Annotated in this window: 17 protein-coding genes; 8 read left to right on the top strand and 9 right to left on the bottom strand. The window is 44.0% G+C overall.

Annotated features, from left to right (window positions below; all coding sequences use genetic code 11):
• The first annotated feature begins 26 nt into the window (after positions 1-26).
• Entirely contained in the window at positions 27-1,013 is a 987-nt protein-coding gene (locus tag ACAM37_RS00335; protein WP_369626260.1) for a putative bifunctional lysylphosphatidylglycerol flippase/synthetase, read from the top strand.
• Between the two features lie 149 nt (positions 1,014-1,162).
• Here the strand turns inward: ACAM37_RS00335 and ACAM37_RS00330 are convergent, their stop codons facing one another.
• A complete protein-coding gene (locus tag ACAM37_RS00330) occupies positions 1,163-1,318 on the bottom strand; it encodes a DUF1328 domain-containing protein (RefSeq protein ID WP_007115844.1) in 156 nt (51 codons plus the stop codon).
• A gap of 610 nt (positions 1,319-1,928) precedes the next feature.
• On the opposite strand from ACAM37_RS00330, the gene ACAM37_RS00325 reads away from it, so the two are divergent.
• The gene (locus tag ACAM37_RS00325) at positions 1,929-2,420 is read left to right on the top strand and encodes a hypothetical protein (RefSeq protein WP_076775432.1); all 492 of its coding nucleotides are present in this window, start codon (positions 1,929-1,931) and stop codon (positions 2,418-2,420) included.
• Between the two features lie 148 nt (positions 2,421-2,568).
• Here ACAM37_RS00325 and sstT read toward each other — a convergent pair whose 3' ends face one another.
• The 3 genes from sstT to ACAM37_RS00310 form a co-directional block, all read right to left on the bottom strand.
• Positions 2,569-3,807, bottom strand: a complete 1,239-nt coding sequence (sstT, locus tag ACAM37_RS00320) for a serine/threonine transporter SstT (protein WP_369626259.1) — start codon at positions 3,805-3,807, stop codon at positions 2,569-2,571.
• A 124-nt stretch (positions 3,808-3,931) separates the two neighbouring features.
• A complete protein-coding gene (locus ACAM37_RS00315; RefSeq protein ID WP_369626258.1) occupies positions 3,932-4,399 on the bottom strand; it encodes a DNA polymerase III subunit chi in 468 nt (155 codons plus the stop codon).
• A gap of 22 nt (positions 4,400-4,421) precedes the next feature.
• Positions 4,422-5,936 (bottom strand): leucyl aminopeptidase, encoded by a 1,515-nt coding sequence (locus ACAM37_RS00310; RefSeq protein WP_369626257.1) that lies wholly within the window; start codon positions 5,934-5,936, stop codon positions 4,422-4,424.
• A 348-nt stretch (positions 5,937-6,284) separates the two neighbouring features.
• On the opposite strand from ACAM37_RS00310, the gene lptF reads away from it, so the two are divergent.
• The 4 genes from lptF (at position 6,285) to ACAM37_RS00290 (ending at position 10,182) form a co-directional block, all read left to right on the top strand.
• Positions 6,285-7,418: an LPS export ABC transporter permease LptF gene (gene lptF / locus ACAM37_RS00305; RefSeq protein ID WP_369626256.1), complete on the top strand. Its 1,134-nt coding sequence runs from the start codon at positions 6,285-6,287 to the stop codon at positions 7,416-7,418.
• Positions 7,415-8,488 (top strand): LPS export ABC transporter permease LptG, encoded by a 1,074-nt coding sequence (gene lptG / locus ACAM37_RS00300; protein ID WP_369626255.1) that lies wholly within the window; start codon positions 7,415-7,417, stop codon positions 8,486-8,488. Before lptF ends, lptG begins: the two co-directional genes overlap by 4 nt.
• A 1-nt stretch (position 8,489) precedes the next feature.
• Positions 8,490-9,155 (top strand): DNA glycosylase, encoded by a 666-nt coding sequence (locus tag ACAM37_RS00295; RefSeq protein WP_369626254.1) that lies wholly within the window; start codon positions 8,490-8,492, stop codon positions 9,153-9,155.
• A gap of 205 nt (positions 9,156-9,360) precedes the next feature.
• Positions 9,361-10,182: a DUF305 domain-containing protein gene (locus tag ACAM37_RS00290; RefSeq protein WP_309596460.1), complete on the top strand. Its 822-nt coding sequence runs from the start codon at positions 9,361-9,363 to the stop codon at positions 10,180-10,182.
• A 100-nt stretch (positions 10,183-10,282) separates the two neighbouring features.
• Here ACAM37_RS00290 and ACAM37_RS00285 read toward each other — a convergent pair whose 3' ends face one another.
• Both ACAM37_RS00285 and ACAM37_RS00280 read right to left on the bottom strand, forming a co-directional pair.
• Positions 10,283-10,609, bottom strand: coding sequence for a chaperone modulator CbpM (locus tag ACAM37_RS00285; protein ID WP_227715536.1), 327 nt, complete (start codon positions 10,607-10,609; stop codon positions 10,283-10,285).
• 111 nt (positions 10,610-10,720) lie between these two features.
• Positions 10,721-11,719, bottom strand: coding sequence for a DnaJ C-terminal domain-containing protein (locus ACAM37_RS00280; RefSeq protein ID WP_369626253.1), 999 nt, complete (start codon positions 11,717-11,719; stop codon positions 10,721-10,723).
• Between the two features lie 176 nt (positions 11,720-11,895).
• Between ACAM37_RS00280 and hisH the strand changes: the two genes are divergently transcribed.
• On the top strand, positions 11,896-12,531 hold the full coding sequence (gene hisH / locus ACAM37_RS00275) for an imidazole glycerol phosphate synthase subunit HisH (RefSeq protein WP_353551592.1): 636 nt from the start codon (positions 11,896-11,898) through the stop codon (positions 12,529-12,531).
• Positions 12,532-12,586: 55 nt separating this feature from the next.
• On the opposite strand, the gene ACAM37_RS00270 is transcribed toward hisH, so the two are convergent.
• Positions 12,587-13,909 (bottom strand): valine--pyruvate transaminase, encoded by a 1,323-nt coding sequence (locus tag ACAM37_RS00270; RefSeq protein WP_099833314.1) that lies wholly within the window; start codon positions 13,907-13,909, stop codon positions 12,587-12,589.
• 104 nt (positions 13,910-14,013) lie between these two features.
• On the opposite strand from ACAM37_RS00270, the gene ACAM37_RS00265 reads away from it, so the two are divergent.
• Entirely contained in the window at positions 14,014-15,390 is a 1,377-nt protein-coding gene (locus ACAM37_RS00265) for an ATP-binding protein (protein ID WP_309596456.1), read from the top strand.
• A 110-nt stretch (positions 15,391-15,500) separates the two neighbouring features.
• Here ACAM37_RS00265 and ACAM37_RS00260 read toward each other — a convergent pair whose 3' ends face one another.
• Both ACAM37_RS00260 and ACAM37_RS00255 read right to left on the bottom strand, forming a co-directional pair.
• Entirely contained in the window at positions 15,501-15,710 is a 210-nt protein-coding gene (locus ACAM37_RS00260; protein ID WP_227522662.1) for a hypothetical protein, read from the bottom strand.
• 97 nt (positions 15,711-15,807) lie between these two features.
• Positions 15,808-17,502, bottom strand: coding sequence for an ATP-binding protein (locus tag ACAM37_RS00255; protein ID WP_060995381.1), 1,695 nt, complete (start codon positions 17,500-17,502; stop codon positions 15,808-15,810).
• Positions 17,503-17,562 lie beyond the last annotated feature (60 nt).

The following is a 17,562-nucleotide window of genomic DNA, read 5'->3' as shown; positions in this document are numbered from 1 at the left end:
CTACTAAAAAAAATTAGGTTGAATGCATGAATAGTTCTTGGTTTAAGCAGGTTTGGCGACTTGCATTAACAGCGATTACGGTATTGATTTTTTTTATGGCAATTCGCGCGCTTTATGGTTTGACCAAAACTGTGCACTATCAAGACGTTCTAGACGCTATCGCGCATATTCCTACCTTCCATCTTATTATCGCCGCCATCGTGGTGGCTTTTGGTTATTTAGTACTCACCCTTTATGATTTTATTGCGCTACGCCAACTCGGCAAAAAACTTGATTACCGCCATGTCGCCCTCACCTCTTTTACCGCTTATGCCATTAGCCACACCATTGGGCTCAATCTTGTGACCGCAAGTGGTATCCGTTATCGTAACTATCGCCGTTTTAATCTGACTCATAATGAAATTGCCAATATCGTCTGGATGGTGTCGATGGCATTTACCTTTGGTATTACCACGTTGATTGGGGCGTCTTTGACTAGCCATCCTGAGATTACCATTCAACTATTATCTGAACTGGATAAATCCCTTGGCATCTTTGAGCATACTTTTTATGTACGGGTGCTTGGCATCATCATGTTAAGCGTTATTGCAGCGATTATTGTATATGCTGGCAAGCAAGGCAAACACGTGGTAATTCGGGGTTGGCGTTTTGACTTACCGCCCGCCAAAATTTTGCTGCAACAGATTGCGATTGCCATTTTAGATTTAAGTACCGTGGCGTTGGTACTGTACTTACTATTGCCGCCTTCTGAGCATATTAGCTATTGGGCGACCTTTTCTGCGTTTATTCAATCAATGGCAATCGGTATTTTAAGTCATGTCCCTGGGGGATTGGGCGTATTTGAAGTGGTTATGATTACGGCTTTGCCCAAAGTCGATCGGACGCAGATGCTGGCGGTGCTATTGATTTTTAGATTACTGTATTACATCATGCCATTTTTGGTTGCCTTACTGGCATTGCTGGCATATGAGGCAAAGCTATATCTGAGTAAAAATTCTAACAAAAAAAAATAACCTTTTACATTGTTAACACTTTGCATCAAACAAACGTGTTTTCATATCGTAAAAGGTTATTTTAAGTGTGTTTGGTAGATTCATACCAAGTTAAATAGGGCTATCAAATCGACCTATCGTATTACCATTTAGTATCAAAACTTTAGTAGCTAAACTTTTCGGCTAATAAAGGCGATAATAAATAAAATCACCGCTACTGCCAAGAACACATATGCCAAGTTTGCCGATAAACCTGCGACACCACCAAACCCTAAGAAACTCGCAATCAGTGCGATTACCGCAAAAATAATAGCCCAACGAAACATGATAATTCTCCTTTTTTTAGTATTTTTAATGTCCTGCTTTTGTACTTTGACACTTTTAGAAATTTTGCATTTTAGTTATTAAAGCATATTGACCTATGCTTTAACACATGACTGCATATTAAAATGATTCTATCTTGTTGTAACGAGCAATTTTGTAAGGTTTGTGGGATTCTCATAGCCGTTATATAAAAAAGTGCAAAAAAATTCCTCCAAGGTTGATATCGTTGACGCTTCTAGTAAGCTTTAGTAAGTTTTGCAACACTTTGTTAATAAATGCCGATAACTAATCTTTTACTTATACCATAAAATTTACCCCAAAATAAAATTTGATGGCGTTTCATTGACAATTTCACTGATTGTTAACGCTACCGGATAACTTCTTTGATGGCGTTAGGATTTATTTACGTATTCTCAACATTTTGCCTGCAATCCTTACATTGTTGCGTCGGATGATTGTTCTATAATGATATCTAGGCGTTTAGTACTCCCTTAAAGTATTTTCTTGATAATTGATAATACGGTCATATTTGGGGAATGATACTAACCACCTAATATAACTATAGAAAACATGCTGGTCATCAACTTAGCAATCAACAATGAGGAAAAAATTATGAAAAAATTAGCCACAACGCTTACTGCATTAGTCATAGCAACAGGTCTTACCGTGAGTGCCCAAGCAGCGACTAAAGTAACAACTACGACCAAATCGACTACCACACACAAAAACGTCGCATCGGCAAAAGCAAAACCGCAAAAAGCGACGCAAAAATCCACAAAAGCCTCAAAAAATACTCACAGTACCAAAGCTTCAGCCAAGGCTAAAAAAGGCAGCAAAGCAACGCCAAGAACCAGCGAAATAAACATTGATATCCCAGCTGACCTAAAAATCGACGAAAGCACTAACAAATCTGTTGCGCCAAGAGCACCTATGAATGCTCAACCCAATCCTGTAGTTGTGGTCCCTGTAGTAAAAGTTATCCCAAAAGGGCCTGCGGTTCAAGCAGTCACCGTTAAACCTATTGACGACAATACAGCGATTGCCTCAACAACAACGGCTGTACCCGTTGATGTACAAATCGTACCTGTTGTAGTAAAACCATAATCGCTAATTGTTAAACGATTTTTATAAAAAAAGATGCCTGCGTGGCATCTTTTTTTGTGGCTAATTACTGGATTGATTATTTGGTCAATAAAAAAGACACTCTGAATACCTTTTTTATTGTTATATGACTCAAAATCTTTAGCAACTTTTAGCGGTGATAAGCAGCATATTTGGGATCTGCTGCCGCGGTGAATAACACGTCCGTTGATGAGTTGAGTGCTGTCTCAACCGAGTCTTGTACTACCCCAATAATAAAGCCAATCGCGACTACCTGCATGGCAATGGTGTCAGGAATATTAAAGAAACTACAGGCCAATGGTATCAATAGCAATGACCCCCCTGCAACACCCGATGCCCCCGCCGCAGCTAAGGTAGATACCACAGCTAACAACAGCGCAGACCCGAAGTCCACGTGAATACCTAATGTATGTGCCGCTGCCAATGTCATGACATTGATGGTAATCGCCGCCCCTGCCATATTAATGGTGGCACCTAGTGGAATAGTGATTGAATAAGTATCTTCATGCAAACCTAACTTATGCGCAAGGTTTAGATTCACAGGAATATTGGCGGCTGAACTGCGAGTAAAGAAGGCGGTGATGCCACTTTCTTTAAGACAGGTAAACACCAGTGGATAGGGATTTTTGCGGGTTTTGACAAACACAATCAATGGGTTTACAACCAACGCGATAAATGCCATAGAGCCGACCAACACTGCTAACAAACGGGCATAACTTAATAACACCGACAGACCAGTTTCAGCGATGGTTTGTGTCACCAAGCCAAACACGCCCAATGGCGCAAACCAAATCACCCATTTGACCACGCTTGAGACCGCTTCCGCCAAATCGTTAATCATTTGCTTGGTATTGTCTGAGGCATGGCGCAAGGCAAAACCCAAAATCGCCGCCCAAGATAGCACGCCCATGTAGTTGGCATTGACGATCGATTTGATAGGATTTTCCACCATGTTGGTCAATAGTGCTTTTATCACTTCTGCTAAAGATGACGGTGGCGCTTGGCTGACTTCACCGGCTTTTAAAATCAATTCGGTTGGGAATAAAAAACTTGCCACGACGGCCGTCAAAGCTGCCAAGAACGTACCTGCCATATACAGCACCAAGGTTGAGCGGACATTGACCTGAGTGCCTGATTTATGCTGACTTATAGCGGCAATGATTAAGATAAACACCAACAACGGTGCAATCGCTTTTAACGCACCGACAAACAACGCCCCCAAAATTGAGATGGTTTGCGCCACACTCATGGATAAACCGCCGATGATAGTCGGATTGGCTAATGAACCGACTAAGATACCCAGTATCAGCCCTATCACAATCAAAGGCACCAACCCCACGCGCTGATACGCTTGGATAAGCTTTAACATAACAACCTCTTAATATTTCACCGCAAAAATGGCTGATATATTAACATTTTTTAACAATTTGCATAATTATTTTTAAAATCGTCAACTTGTCAACTTAAATCTATCAAATTGTCGGATAGAGAGGTTATCGGATTTGAAAAACTTGGATGTTAGGTGGGCTGCTAGTTGCTAGGGCTTGTAATTGTGCTTGATAAGCGCGGTATTTGTGACGACCACTTTCAACCTGTTCGGGGGCGGCGTCGATGACTTCTAGCAGGCGGCTAGCTTGGGTATCTACAATTGCTTCGTTAGTGAGATTGATGACGACGCCATCAAATTGGGTGACAAGTTCGATATTATCAGTAAGTACCACACTGGCAGGGAGTTTTTGGTGGTAAAAGGCATCAAGTCGCTGGATAATTTGGTGGGGAATAAATGCCACATCACTCAATGACCATAGTCGCTCATCAAGTGAGGGTAATAGCTCGGACGCTGCCACCACAATAATGCTATCCTCGCTTTTGGCTAGCACGGTTGAAATTAGCTGGCAGACAAACGCCAGCTGTTTTTTTTGCGGGGATAAAATATAAAAACTAATTTGTGATGCCGTCATAGGGTGGTCAGCGTCCTATCAGCTAGACTGCATCTTGGGTAGCTTGGCGATAGAGATAATGCATCAATAGCGGTACTGGACGACCCGTTGCGGTTGGCTCTTTGCCCGACTGCCACGCTGTCCCTGCAATATCCAAGTGCGCCCAAGGAATATCTTCGACAAACTTCGATAAAAAACACGCCGCTGTGACTGACCCTGCTGGCATACCGCCAATGTTTTGCATATCTGCCATGTTGGATTTAAGCTGCTCTTGGTAGTCATCATCCAGTGGCATGTGCCAAACACGGTCATACGCTGATTCGCTAGCTTGTTCAAGCTCAAAAATCACATCTTCATTGTTACTGTATAGACCTGAGCGCACATAACCCAGCGCCACGATACATGCCCCAGTCAAGGTTGCCATGTCGATAATCACTTTTGGCTGATAGCGCTGCACATACACCAAGGTGTCGCACAGTACCAAACGACCTTCGGCATCCGTATTGAGGATTTCCACGGTTTTACCATTCATGGCGGTGACGATATCGCCAGGGCGAGTCGCTGTTCCTGATGGCATATTCTCCGCACAAGCGAGTGCGCCAACGACTTGCAGCGGTAGACGCGCTTCACATAGCGCTTTAATCATGCCCATGACTGCAGCTGCACCGCCCATGTCGTATTTCATCTCACCCATACCGAGACCTGGTTTGAGCGAAATACCACCACTGTCAAAGGTAATGCCTTTGCCCACCAGCACAATCGGTTGCTCTAGGCTTGATTTTTTGCCTTTGGTTTTGCTGTTTTTGTCTTTTTTGGCGGCTTTGCCATTGTACTCAAGTAATACTAGCTTAGCTTCATGCGCGGAGCCGCGAGCGACTGCCAAAAAGCAGTTCATCCCTAATTGCTGCATGTCTTTTTCACCCAGTACTTTGACCGTCAATAGCTCTGGGTATTGATTTGCCAAGTTTTGCGCTTGCTCTGCAAGATAGGCAGGGAAACATACATTCGGTGGCTGATTTGCCAAATCTTTGGTGAGTGATTGACCTTGGGCAGTTGCCTGTTGCAGCTGTAGCAGGGCGTCAAACGCGGCTTGGTTGTCTGCGCTGACCAATAAGGTCACGTCTTTTAGCGTCGGTTTATCCGCTTTTTGCGATTTATAAATATCAAAGGTATAGCTTTGATTTAACAGGGCTAATGCCAACTGACCAAAACTCACTTCATCCATACTATCGCCTAAACTGATAACCGCAGATTTGGTAAGACGACTCAAACTTGCATAAATTGCTTTGGCAATTTTTTGCAAGCTACCGCCGTTTAATTTATCTTGACTGCCCACGCCAACCAACAATAAACCCACATTGTTGTCAGTACCATAATTGATTGCGGTATCGGCAAGCTTACCCTTAAAACGACTTGCTTCAATCAAGCGACTGACAGCGGTTTGTAGTTCGCTCGTTAGTTGCCCCATAGTTTGGCTATTGTCATCTACCAATACCACGTGATAGCTGTTCTTGACCGTTTTTTTAAGCGCGGTCGCTAGTGTCAATGTCAAACTCATTTAAGCTCCTTAATTATTGTTATCAAGAAATAACTATTATCATAGCATACCTATTATGGTATTTGGGTTATCACTGCGTGATGGAATAGCAGGCGTCATTGTGTAGGGTAAAATGCGGTTGTAAAAAGTCTTTGTAAAAATTGGCTTTGATAAAGCGGCTGTAAAAAGTGGTGGTGAAAAGTCATTGTGAAATGTTACCTTACAGTATTCATATTCATAATCTCTCGGCAACGCGCTAAAATAGCCGATTAACAGATGCGCCGAATGGTATGATGTCGTACAATATTGGCATTTACTTCCCTAGCTGTTTGAATTGATTAATTTTTGAGTAATATTAGGTGGTTACTTGTGATATTACGACGCTATATGACGCAACAAGTCGCCGCTAATACTGCGATTGTGCTGTTATTTCTGATGGCGCTGATGCTTGGCGGTCGCTTAATACGCTATTTTGGTATCGCTGCAGAAGGCAGGCTGGATGTGGGTTTGCTATTTGCCATTATTGGCTATAACATTCCAACCTTTCTTGAGCTAATTTTACCGCTGTCATTTTTTATCGCACTGATGCTCGTGCTCGGTCGTATGTACGTGGATCAGGAGATGAGCGTCCTGTTTGCCAGTGGTATCAGTCGCGGCCGTTTAACGCGTTTGATGATTCCGCTCATTGCTGGGTTATTTGTATTTCAGATGGGGATTAGTCTTTGGGCAAAACCATGGGGACTGTCTAACAGTAAGCAGATTTGGCAAACCCAGTCGCTCGGTAGTTTGCTCGATTTAGTGCGTCCAAAAACCTTTATCAGCAGTGGTAACTATCACCTGTATGTCGATGAGTTTGATAAAGAAAAACGTGAACTCAAAAATCTATACGTGGTGCAACAGCAAACCGACAAAAGCGGCAAAATCGCCAAAAACGATGTTATCATCACGGCCACGCGCGCCTATCAAGTACCCAGTAAAGACACGGATAGCTCAATGCAGCTAGATTTGTTTCAGGGTCGTCGCTATGAGCTTGGCACCAATAACGCCAAATACAACCAAGCCAGTTTTGAAAAATATCGCATCACCCTAGAAAAACCTGCTAGCGAAAAAATTACCGAAACCAATGTCGAAACCCAAACCACTGCCAAACTGCTCGCCAATACCCAAAAACCCGAAGTCAAAGCCGAGCTAGGCTATCGCTTTACCATGCCGTGGCTGATCATCATTGCGGCAATGCTTGCTACTCCGCTTGCACAGGTGCGCCCCCGTCAAGGACGCTGGCTTCGTTTGTTACCTTCAGTGCTCATATTTGCTAGCTGTGCGATTAGTATCATTTCGCTACGCACTGCCATTGGTAAAGAGCGCATAAGTGAGTACGCATATATTTGGCTAATCCTTGGTTTTATCGCATTTGCATTATTGTTAAATTGGCAAAGCCGCGTGGTACATCGTGTCCGCTATCGTCGCCACAGTCGTCAGTTGTCCCCAGGCGGTCAGCCATGATTCTATCTCATTACGTTAAAAAACAAGCGCTTTTTGCCATGGCAGGCGCCATTATTGGTCTTTGGCTACTTAAAGTCGTCTTTGATTATCTAGCAGAGTTGCAGGATCTTAATGATCATTACAATTATTTAGATGCCTTGCGTTTTATTGCCTATAGTGGACCCAGTGATTTACTCGACTATATGCCATTTGGCACGTTGTTAGGCGCAGTAGTAGGTCTAGGCTTGCTTGCCAACACCAGTGAGTTGACGGTGATTCAAGCAGCAGGTATCAGCCGCTTTAAAATAGTCGGTTGGGTGATGCAACCAGCGATTCTTTTTGTCATTATTGGGCTATTACTTGGCCAGTATGTAGTGCCAACTAGCAATCAGTTAGCGCACCAAGTCAAACATGACAAACCTTTGCTATCAAGTGCCATCAACGGTTATTGGGACAAACAAGCCAACCGCATCATCAATATTGACTATGCCAATACCAAAGGCGAGCTCAAAAATATCAAAGTTTGGCAGCTAGACGACACTGCCCATATCCAGCAAGTGCTGCAGGCCGATACCGGCAGCTTTGTCAGTCAAAATACCGCCGATAAGACATCGGGCTGGCAGCTGCAACAAATCAAACAATTGACCATCGCCGCCGATGGACACAGTCAATTAACTACCATCCCGACTATGACGCTGCAATTACCCATTGAGCCGTCAGCGATTTATCTGTTAACACGCAGCCCTGATAACATGTCAGTGACCGAATTATGGCAGCACCAACAGCTCTTAGCCAAAGACAAACGCCGCTCGCTTGAGCATGAAGTTGCCTTTTGGAAAAAGCTATTGGCGCCTTTTGCCATGTTATCGCTAGTATTGGTTGCTTGTTCATTTGTATTTGGCTCCTTGCGTAACCAAAGCTTGGGCTATCGTATTGTGATTGCTCTGCTCTTTGGCTTGGTGTTTAGTTATCTGCAAGATTTGGTCGGGTTCGTCAGTTTAAGCACGGGATTTTCACCGTTTTTTATGGTGCTATTACCTATTATTGCCAGTGCCGCGCTTGGCGTGTATTTAATTAGAAATAAAAACTGATATGTCTGCTGATTTATTGACTGACCCGCGTGTCGAAGTCCATCCATTTGGTAATTTCTTTTTTGCTGATACCAAAGTATTGATGATGGGTACCATGCCGCCCACACCTGATAAATGGTGCATGGCATTTCATTACCCCAATTTTTATAACGATATGTGGCGTATCATGGGCAAGGTGTTTTTTGATGATATCGATTATTTTCGAGTCGGTGCCGAAAAACGCTTTGATGCCGAAAAAATTAAAGCATTCTTACAGGCTTATAAAATCGGTGAATGTCCTTCAGTCACTCATGTCATCCGCGAAAAAGGCAATGCGGCTGATGAACATTTGACCGTGGTTGCGACGGTTGATTTGGGTAAAGTTTTGGCACAGCTTGAGCAGGTCAACTGGATTTACACCACTGGTGGCAAGGCCACAGAAGTACTGATAGCGCTGGTCAACCAAAGTATCAGTGACCCCGCGTCACCCTATTTTGATCCCAGTCAAACACCCTATAAACTGCCAAAAACTAATCAGTTTCTTGAAGTTAACGCTTTTGGGCGAACATTTGGTATTTATCGGTTGCCATCGACCTCGCGCGCTTATCCGCAAAGCTTGGAGAAAAAAGTAGCCGCTTATCGCGCGTTTTTTATCTTGGCAGGAATATTGCCCGCAAGCGACAGCTAGCATAATCGACAGCTAGCACAATCGACAGCTAGCAAATGATAAGCAAGCTGCCATGACACAATTGATATAGTCCCTGTGCTTGCCCTACTTTATACTCTTGTCTAATGACGAATAATCAATGCTGACAGTCAACGCTTACAGTTAATGCTTACAATCATCATTTCAAAACCAACCGTATAAAAAATCAAGGCATGGGAGCCGATGCATGTCCAACACTGCACCATCAATCTTGCTTATCATCGCAGTTATCAGCATGATTGGTTGTGAGCAATCTGATTCTCAGCAGCCAGCATCCCCAACGGCTGCTAGCGCGAGCGCGCCCCAAGAATTTGATGATAAGCCATTGCCCCAAGTATTAGACACACAGGCAATCAATAAAAACATGCTTACCGTCAGTCAACTGGCACAAGGTTATGTGATGCCCGCCTCAAGTACCATCAATGACTATCAAGAAGCGTATTTTACTGTCATCAAGCAGCCGAGCATCGATACGGCTGCAGCCAGTGAGCCAACCGCCCTCAATCAATTTGACTATATACCCATCTCGCCTGATATGATTTTTGTCAAAGCTATGCTAAGTCATTTTGATGAAACCATCGCGCTTGCCAGTATTGAGCAGCGATACGGCAAAAATCCTGAACTGCTAGGTTTAGCCCGAGATATTATCAGCTCACGCCAAAATGAATCACAAATATTACAGAATTGGCTTGCCATGCAACTAATTCAAAACACCGCGGACCCTAATCAGCCGATGGCAGATAGTGTGGCAGCCCAGCAAGAAATCGATAGCATTATCGATGATATGCAGCAAGAAATGGTGGACACGGTCATGACTAAAAACGCCGACCAAGCGTTTGCCCAAACCGTGCTGATTCATCATAAAGGCGCGATTGCGTTCTCACAAGTGGTTGCCAAATATGGTAACGATGACAAAGTGCGTAGCCTTACCAATACCCTAATCGATACCCAACAAGCCGAAATTCAACTTTTACAAAACTGGCTCCGTAATCACGGTTATGCCCAATAATCGGTTGCTGTAGCAAATAAAAAGGGCGGGTTATCACACTATAACCCGCCCTTTTTTAACATTAAATTCACCTAAGTGATGTTGGCTAACTTGATGTTTGTTAGTTATCATCCACATCATGAATCATTCGCGTGAGCGTGATTTGCCGCTGTAACTGTCGAAGCGGTCTTAGCTCGTCAAGCAGCGATAGTATTAAGCCAATCGCTTGCGGACTGGCATCAAAATCACGGCGTAGGCGTGAGGCAAGGCGCACTGTGGTCAATTGTGCGCTATTAAAATAGGGCTGGCTGTCGATAGCAGGTGTTTCAGCATAAATAATATCTTCATCCATTAGCGCTAATACCCAGCTTTTATCCCAACTACTCGCCGTAATCAAATCATCTAAGGTTAACCGTAACGATAAATCCATATTGGTGGTTTGAGCCATGTTGCACTCCTGTTGTGTCTCTATAGTTATGTTTGGTGCTTGTTTGTCATTTTTTTTATTGTACTGCCTATTTTATTGCTTAGTTATCAATAGAGCTTAATTATCAATAGATTAGCGCGTTGGGACAAACGAGGCAAATGCCGATTTGAACGCTTCAAACGCTTGGATATCTTCGTCTGTATCGATTTTTGGCAACACGATATTTAAACTTAAATACAAATCACCGGCTTCTTTGGCTGGGATACCTTTACCTTTAAGGCGCAGATTGGTACCAGTACGGCTATTTTTTGGGACATTGACATTGACCTTGCCAGCAGGCGTGTTGACCGTGATTTGACCACCCATAGCTGCTTCCCAAGGCGCAACGTCTACCGTTTGGAACACGTCTTTGCCTTCTACACGGATATTATCTGGGTGATTAAATTTAATTTTTAGGTACAAATCGCCATTATCACCGCCATACGGGCTTGGATTGCCTTGTTTTGCCAAGCGAATTTGTTGCCCTTCGGCAATACCTTTGGGGATTTTGACTTCAATAGTCTTGGTTTGATAATCCAGCCCTGTCGCGGTTTGCACGGGTAAATTTAGGCTGATTTTACGGGTATCGCCTTCATAAGTGGCTTTTAAATCAATTGATAACTCGGCATGCTGATCGTCGCCTTTGGTCGAGCGTTGCGACTGTCTGCCACCAAATCCGCCTGCACCGCCCCCGAATGTCGAGAAAATATCATCAAATCTAAAGCCACCCGCACCCCCGCCTTGCGACTGACGACCGCCCGCCCCACCGCCAAACTGACGGAGGATTTCATCCAAATCCGCTTGGCTCATATTGGCATTAAAGCCCTGACCGCCGCCCATGCCGCCCCCCATACCGCCAAAGCCTTGACCCATATAAGGGTTGTCGAGCATCATGTCGTATTGGGCGCGTTTTTCAGCGTCCTTGAGCGTTTCATAGGCGTTATTGATTTCACCCATTTTGGCGTCGGCATCGGGTGAGTCGTTGATATCAGGGTGATATTGTCGTACCAGTTTGCGATAGGCTTTTTTAATATCTGCTTCACTGGCTTTTTTATCGACGCCTAAAATGTCATAATAGTTTTTTTCTGCCATTATTGTTGTCCTTAAAATTTTGCAAATAGTGCTATTTGCGCAGCAATGTGATGATATTAATATAATGGCTGTTTTGGCATTTTTCAAAACTTCTTTGGTAATTGATGATAGATTAGCGCCAAGTGATATCAGCGCTTAATCGCGGTTTTGGGCTTTTTTTGACAACAGGATAACAGATGACAAAGGTTGCATTGTTAGATTATGGCATGGGTAATTTACATTCGGCAGGTAAAGCCTTGACGGCAGTGGGCGCTGATGTGGCAATCACGCGTGACCCTGCGGTGATTGCGGCAGCAGACAAAATCGTCTTCCCTGGCGTAGGGGCAATGCGCGACTGTATGGCAGAGATGCAGGCAGCAGGTATTGCTGATGCCGTCAAAACGGCTGTATTTAATAAGCCTGTGATGGCAATTTGTGTCGGGATGCAGGCGTTGTTTGAGCGCTCAGAAGAAAATGACGGGGTAGACTGTCTAGGGGTATTGGGCGGTGACGTCAAACGCTTTGATGATCATTGGCTAGATGACAAAAACGAACGCATTAAAGTGCCGCATATGGGCTGGAATACTATCACCCATATGGATTTGGCGCATCCGCTATGGCAAGGGATTGAAGATAATACCCACTTTTATTTTGTGCATAGTTTTTATTGTGTGCCGTCTGATACCTCGATTGTGGCGGCAACCTGTGATTATGGCGTCGAGTTTTGTGCCAGCGTGATTAAAGATAATTTGTTTGCGACCCAGTTTCACCCCGAAAAAAGCCATACCGCAGGGTTGCAGCTATTGAGGAATTTTGTGGAGTGGAAAATTTAGTTGTTCAAAACAACAGTAAAAGGGCGCGATGTATGCCCTTTTTTATTGCTTGTTTTTACTGGTTGGCATAAACCGCCCTCACCACTTTCCCAATCGTAGCGATACCTTTTTTCAAGGTATCATCATCTTGGGCGATGCTTAGGCGGATACACTCATGGGCGTGTTTAAAGTTTTCAGTATCCACGCCAACAAAGAAATGCTCGCTAGGGATAATCAATGTGCCTTTGGCTTTTAATCGCTCATACAACTCAACCGTGGTTATCGGCAAATCTTTAAACCATACCCACAGGAAAATCGCGCCTTCAGGCTTGTGGATTTTCATCGCATTGTTATAGGGGCTTGGCAAGTCGCCCAGTTCTTGTTTTAGCAGCTGCACCGCTAATTTGGCTTGTCCTTGATAAAACGGACGAATATGATTGTCTGACAAATCTTTTAGCCGGTCATCTTGTAGCAGTGGCGTAGCAATCGCCGCGCCAAAACGGGTCGGCGCTAGATTAACAATGGCGTTTAGGCTGCTAATCGCTTTAACCACCTGCGGATTGGCGACCACAATCCCTGTACGCACCCCAGGCAAACCGATTTTTGATAGGCTAAAGCACAAAATAATTTGCTCATTCCAATTGAGCGTGGCTTGGCTATAGATGATATTGGGGAATGGCATTCCATACGCATTATCGATAATCAGTGGGATATCAAAACGCTTAGCAATCGCTTCAAGGCGCGCCATTTCGTTATCGGTCAGCACGTTGCCTGTTGGGTTGGTCGGGCGTGAGCAACAAATTGCCCCAATTTCGCCGTTGTGCAGTTCAGCCAAATTTTCTAGCGTATCAAAATCGACTCGGTATTTAAAAAAGCCGTCTTCGCCTTGGTGTTGGACAAAGTCAATGCTGGGTGGCACTGCGATAAAATACTGCCCATCCACATGGGCATCGGCATAACCCACATATTCTGGGGCAAGTGGTAATAGAATTTTTTTATCAATGCCGCCTCGTGTGGTATCGTCAAACTGCCCACCAAACAAGTTGAATAAATAAAAAAATGCGTTTTGTGAGCCATTGGTCAGGGCGATATTGTCTGTGGTAAGTCCCCAATCATAATGGCGATTAAAAAAATCTACCAATGCTGCAATAAACTTGGCATCGCCCTGCGGCGTTGAGTAGTTTCCGATATTTTCGATGGCCATTGAGCCCATATCACCTTCAGCTAAGGTTTTAAACACCGACCAATAGGTTTGGTTAACTTTATCAATCCGTGCTGGATTGCCACCGCCGAGCATATTAATCGGTTGTTCGCTGTTAAGCGCGTTGCCCAAATCATCCATTAACTGCAAAATACCGCTATTTTTGGTAAACTTTTCACCAAACTTTGAAAACTGCATGATTGCCCCTTTAATTTTGCCAAGCTATCTGCGTATTATAACAGGATGCCAGTGCCGTTGCCCGTTTTGACTCAGCTGTACAGCCACCATCAGGATACCCCAGCATGAAACCGCATTTACCCAAACTCAAAGGCTATAGCCACACTTGGCAAACCACCTTGATGGTGATGTTGATGGTGCTGGTGAGCGTGGCATTGTCGCTATGGTTTTTTTGGCGCAGTCTGTATTTACCAGAGCTACAAAACCATGCGACTTATCTTGCCAATCAGCTGTTGATGATTGATAAAGCGGATAAAGATTTTAAAAACAATCCCGAGCTTAAAAATTGGATTATTGACGCCTCACATATTAATGTGATTACTGACCCACAACAGATACCCTCTTTTCAAGAAAAAACCTTGGTGGATTACTTTACCCAGCGAATGGCAACACAGATGGAAAGCGTGATGCAGCGTCCTGTATCGGTCAATTTTAAATTCAAACCCATACCGATTTTGTATATTCAAGACAGCGCGCATCCGGATGTTTGGCTGCAAGAGCCTGTCAAGTTTTATGCCAAATATAGCCCAACGTCGATTTATTTTTTCTTATTGGGGATTCCGCTTGCCACGTTGCTGACTATTTTGTTTTTGGTCAGACAATTAAATCGCCCGCTCAAACGCTTACAAAAAGTGGCGATTGATTACATCACCCTTGGGCACGCCAACAATTTGGCGACCAATGAAGGCTCAACAGAGATTCGTCAGGTGAATTTGGCATTTAACCGACTGTTTCATAACCTGACCCAAACCCAAAAAGAACGCAATATTATGCTCGCTGGTATTTCCCATGATTTGCGCACGCCACTGACGCGGATGCGACTCACAGCCGAGATGCTACCCGATGAGTTTTTGCGTGAAGGGCTAGTGTATGATATTGAGGACATGGACGCGATTTTGGAGCAGTTTATTTCATTTATGAAAGATGGCTCAGATGAAGCGGTACGATTGACCAACCTACGCCCCATCATTAACGAGATTGTGGTGCAATTTGCCCCTACCCCATTTATTATCGATATCCAAGAAGATCTGCCCAGTGTGCCATTGCGACCTTTATCCATTAAACGTCTCATTGTTAATTTGGTCAATAATGCTTGTCGCTATGGTCAGCCGCCCATTCATATTGAGATTAGCATTGATAATGCTCTACAGCCTACCGAGCAAGTGGTCACCGATGAAAATCTAACGCCAGAGATAACCTCTAGACAAAAATACTTAACCATTAAAGTTAGCGATGAGGGGCAAGGCGTTGCCGAAGATCAGCTTGAGCGGATTATGCAGCCGTTTGAGCGGGGCGAAACGGCACGTACCACGCAAGGGAGTGGGCTTGGGCTTGCGATTGTAAGCCGCATTACTCACCTGCACAATGGTAGCGTCATCGCTCGTAATCAGCCCAATGGCGGCGGTTTAGTAGTGGTGGTTAATATTCCGATTATAGAATAAAGATGACAAAAGACTAATTGGTTGCTTAATAGGTTAGGCTAATCATGATTCCTTAGTAACTTTGGTGTTGATAGCTTCGGTTTTGATAACTTTGGTTTGGGTAGCCATTTTTACTTTTTAGTACCAATCATGGGGGGTAGTTCACTTGACACATCGGTGGCTGTGACAGGATGAACCAATGCTGCGCGCGCCTGTGAGACGGACTGGCTTTCAGTAGGTTTGCGCAAAAAACTATAATAACCAAAAACCGCCATGTTGAGTGCCACCAAGGCTAAAAACAGGTAACGCATGCCATCCTCGCTTGTGATGATTTCGCTCATCGGTTAATTGATGTGCGCAAATTTTGCTAAACCATTGCATAACTCACTAAAATTTAGCCCAGTCTGAGCTAATTTGCAAGTGTCACTGGTAACGAGCTTATGACCCTTGCGCTTGCGTATATTTTTTCTCGCTACTTTTTTGGGTAATTTCATCCGCTTCAATACTTGAAGCTAGCTGGCTTTTTGGCCATTTCATGATAAATCGCGCCCCACCCAAGGTAGGGCTTTCATCCACTGACATGCGACCGTTAAACCAAAACGCAATTCGAGACACGATTGATAAGCCTAGACCATAACCACCCGAGGCACGGGTACGACTATCATCCAGACGCGCAAATGGGATAAAGACTTTTTCACGGTCTTTTTCTGGAATACCCTGTCCATCATCTTCCACACTGATAAAGGCTTCATTTTTTTCTAAGCCTGCTGAGATGATAATGGTGCTTTCGGCATACCGGGTGGCATTGCCTGCCAAGTTTTGCAACACGCGGTGTAAATAGCGTCTATCGGCTTGTGCAAATGCACCTTTTTGTACCTTGCCTATTTTGACGTTAACGGGTTTACCAAGCGCATTGGTCTCACGGGCAATCTGCGAAACAAGTTCTTGCAAGTCGACATCTTCCCAGTCCATTTTGGGTGAGCCTTCTTCAAGCTTGGCATAGGTTAAAATTTCATCAATCAAGCCATTGAGCGATTCGATATCTTGGTCGATATAATCACGCTGACTCATCCGATCGTCATAATCATCCGTATCAGCCAGCATATCCACGGCAAAGCGGATACGTGCTACTGGGGTGCGCAGCTCATGGGATACGGCACGGGTCAACTCGCGCTGGGATTCAATCAAACGGCGGATGTGCTCAGTCATACTATTAAAGGTTGCCGCTAGATGGGCAATTTCATCTTCGCCCACGACTTTTACTTTGGTATTGAGCTTACCTTCGCGCACTTTGGTGATACCGCTTTGAATGAGCTGCAGTTTACGCTCTAATGGGAAAATCAGCGCATACACCCCTAGACTGATTAAGAACATACTAATGAGCGTGATACTAATAATCAGATTAAGCGGAAACCAGTTAAACAGTGGAATGGGTCCCAAATCCACCACAGTATCTTGGAGTTCAGTCGGTGCTAGTACCCGAATCGATGAATTCTCTACACTGGTATTGTCACGGAACATAATCACGATATCTTTGCGATACAGGCGCGCTTTTTGGTCGGTATCAAGTTGCAGTTTATTAACGGATTGCAAGGTGAGCTTAAAAGGGAAAAATTTTTGAATTTGTTGCAAGCGTTGCTGTTTTTCTGCCAAGGTGCGATAGTAAGACAAATCATCGAGCAGCAACACACCTATCCCTTTAATTTGTTGCTCATTGAGTTTATTGACGCTGACATGCAAGACGTTATTCTCACCCGAGACTTTATGATAAATCTCTGCGGTATTGGTATCGCCATTAAAACGTACTACGGCTTGTTGTTTGTTGAGTCGATTAATTTCGCTGGTTTTAAAATCCGCTTTTGAGGTAGGTTCGATTTCAAACTTAGTATCAAATAAGGTACTGACATCAGAGAGCCAAAAATTACGCTCTTGCGCCGTTACTTGGCGCGACAACCCTGAGTCAATGAGATAAAATGCCGCTGATGCCATATCCTCGCGATAAGTCTGTACGCGCTCTGCGTTGATAGTGGTGATAAGCAATTGCGCAAACAACGCAACCAACAAACAAATAAGTAACAGACCTGCATAAATCCGCAGAAAGATAGATTGGTTTAAGGACGATAATAGTGGCATAAAAATCTAGGGTTAAGGTCAAAAGATAATAGCCGTATTATTACCTAGCAAAATTAATAT

It is taken from the genome of Moraxella sp. K23 (assembly GCF_041154765.1).
Classification (GTDB): Bacteria; Pseudomonadota; Gammaproteobacteria; order Pseudomonadales; family Moraxellaceae; genus Faucicola; species Faucicola tetraodonis.
Note: the sequence above shows the minus strand (reverse complement) of the source record. Positions and strands in the feature narration are given on the sequence as shown.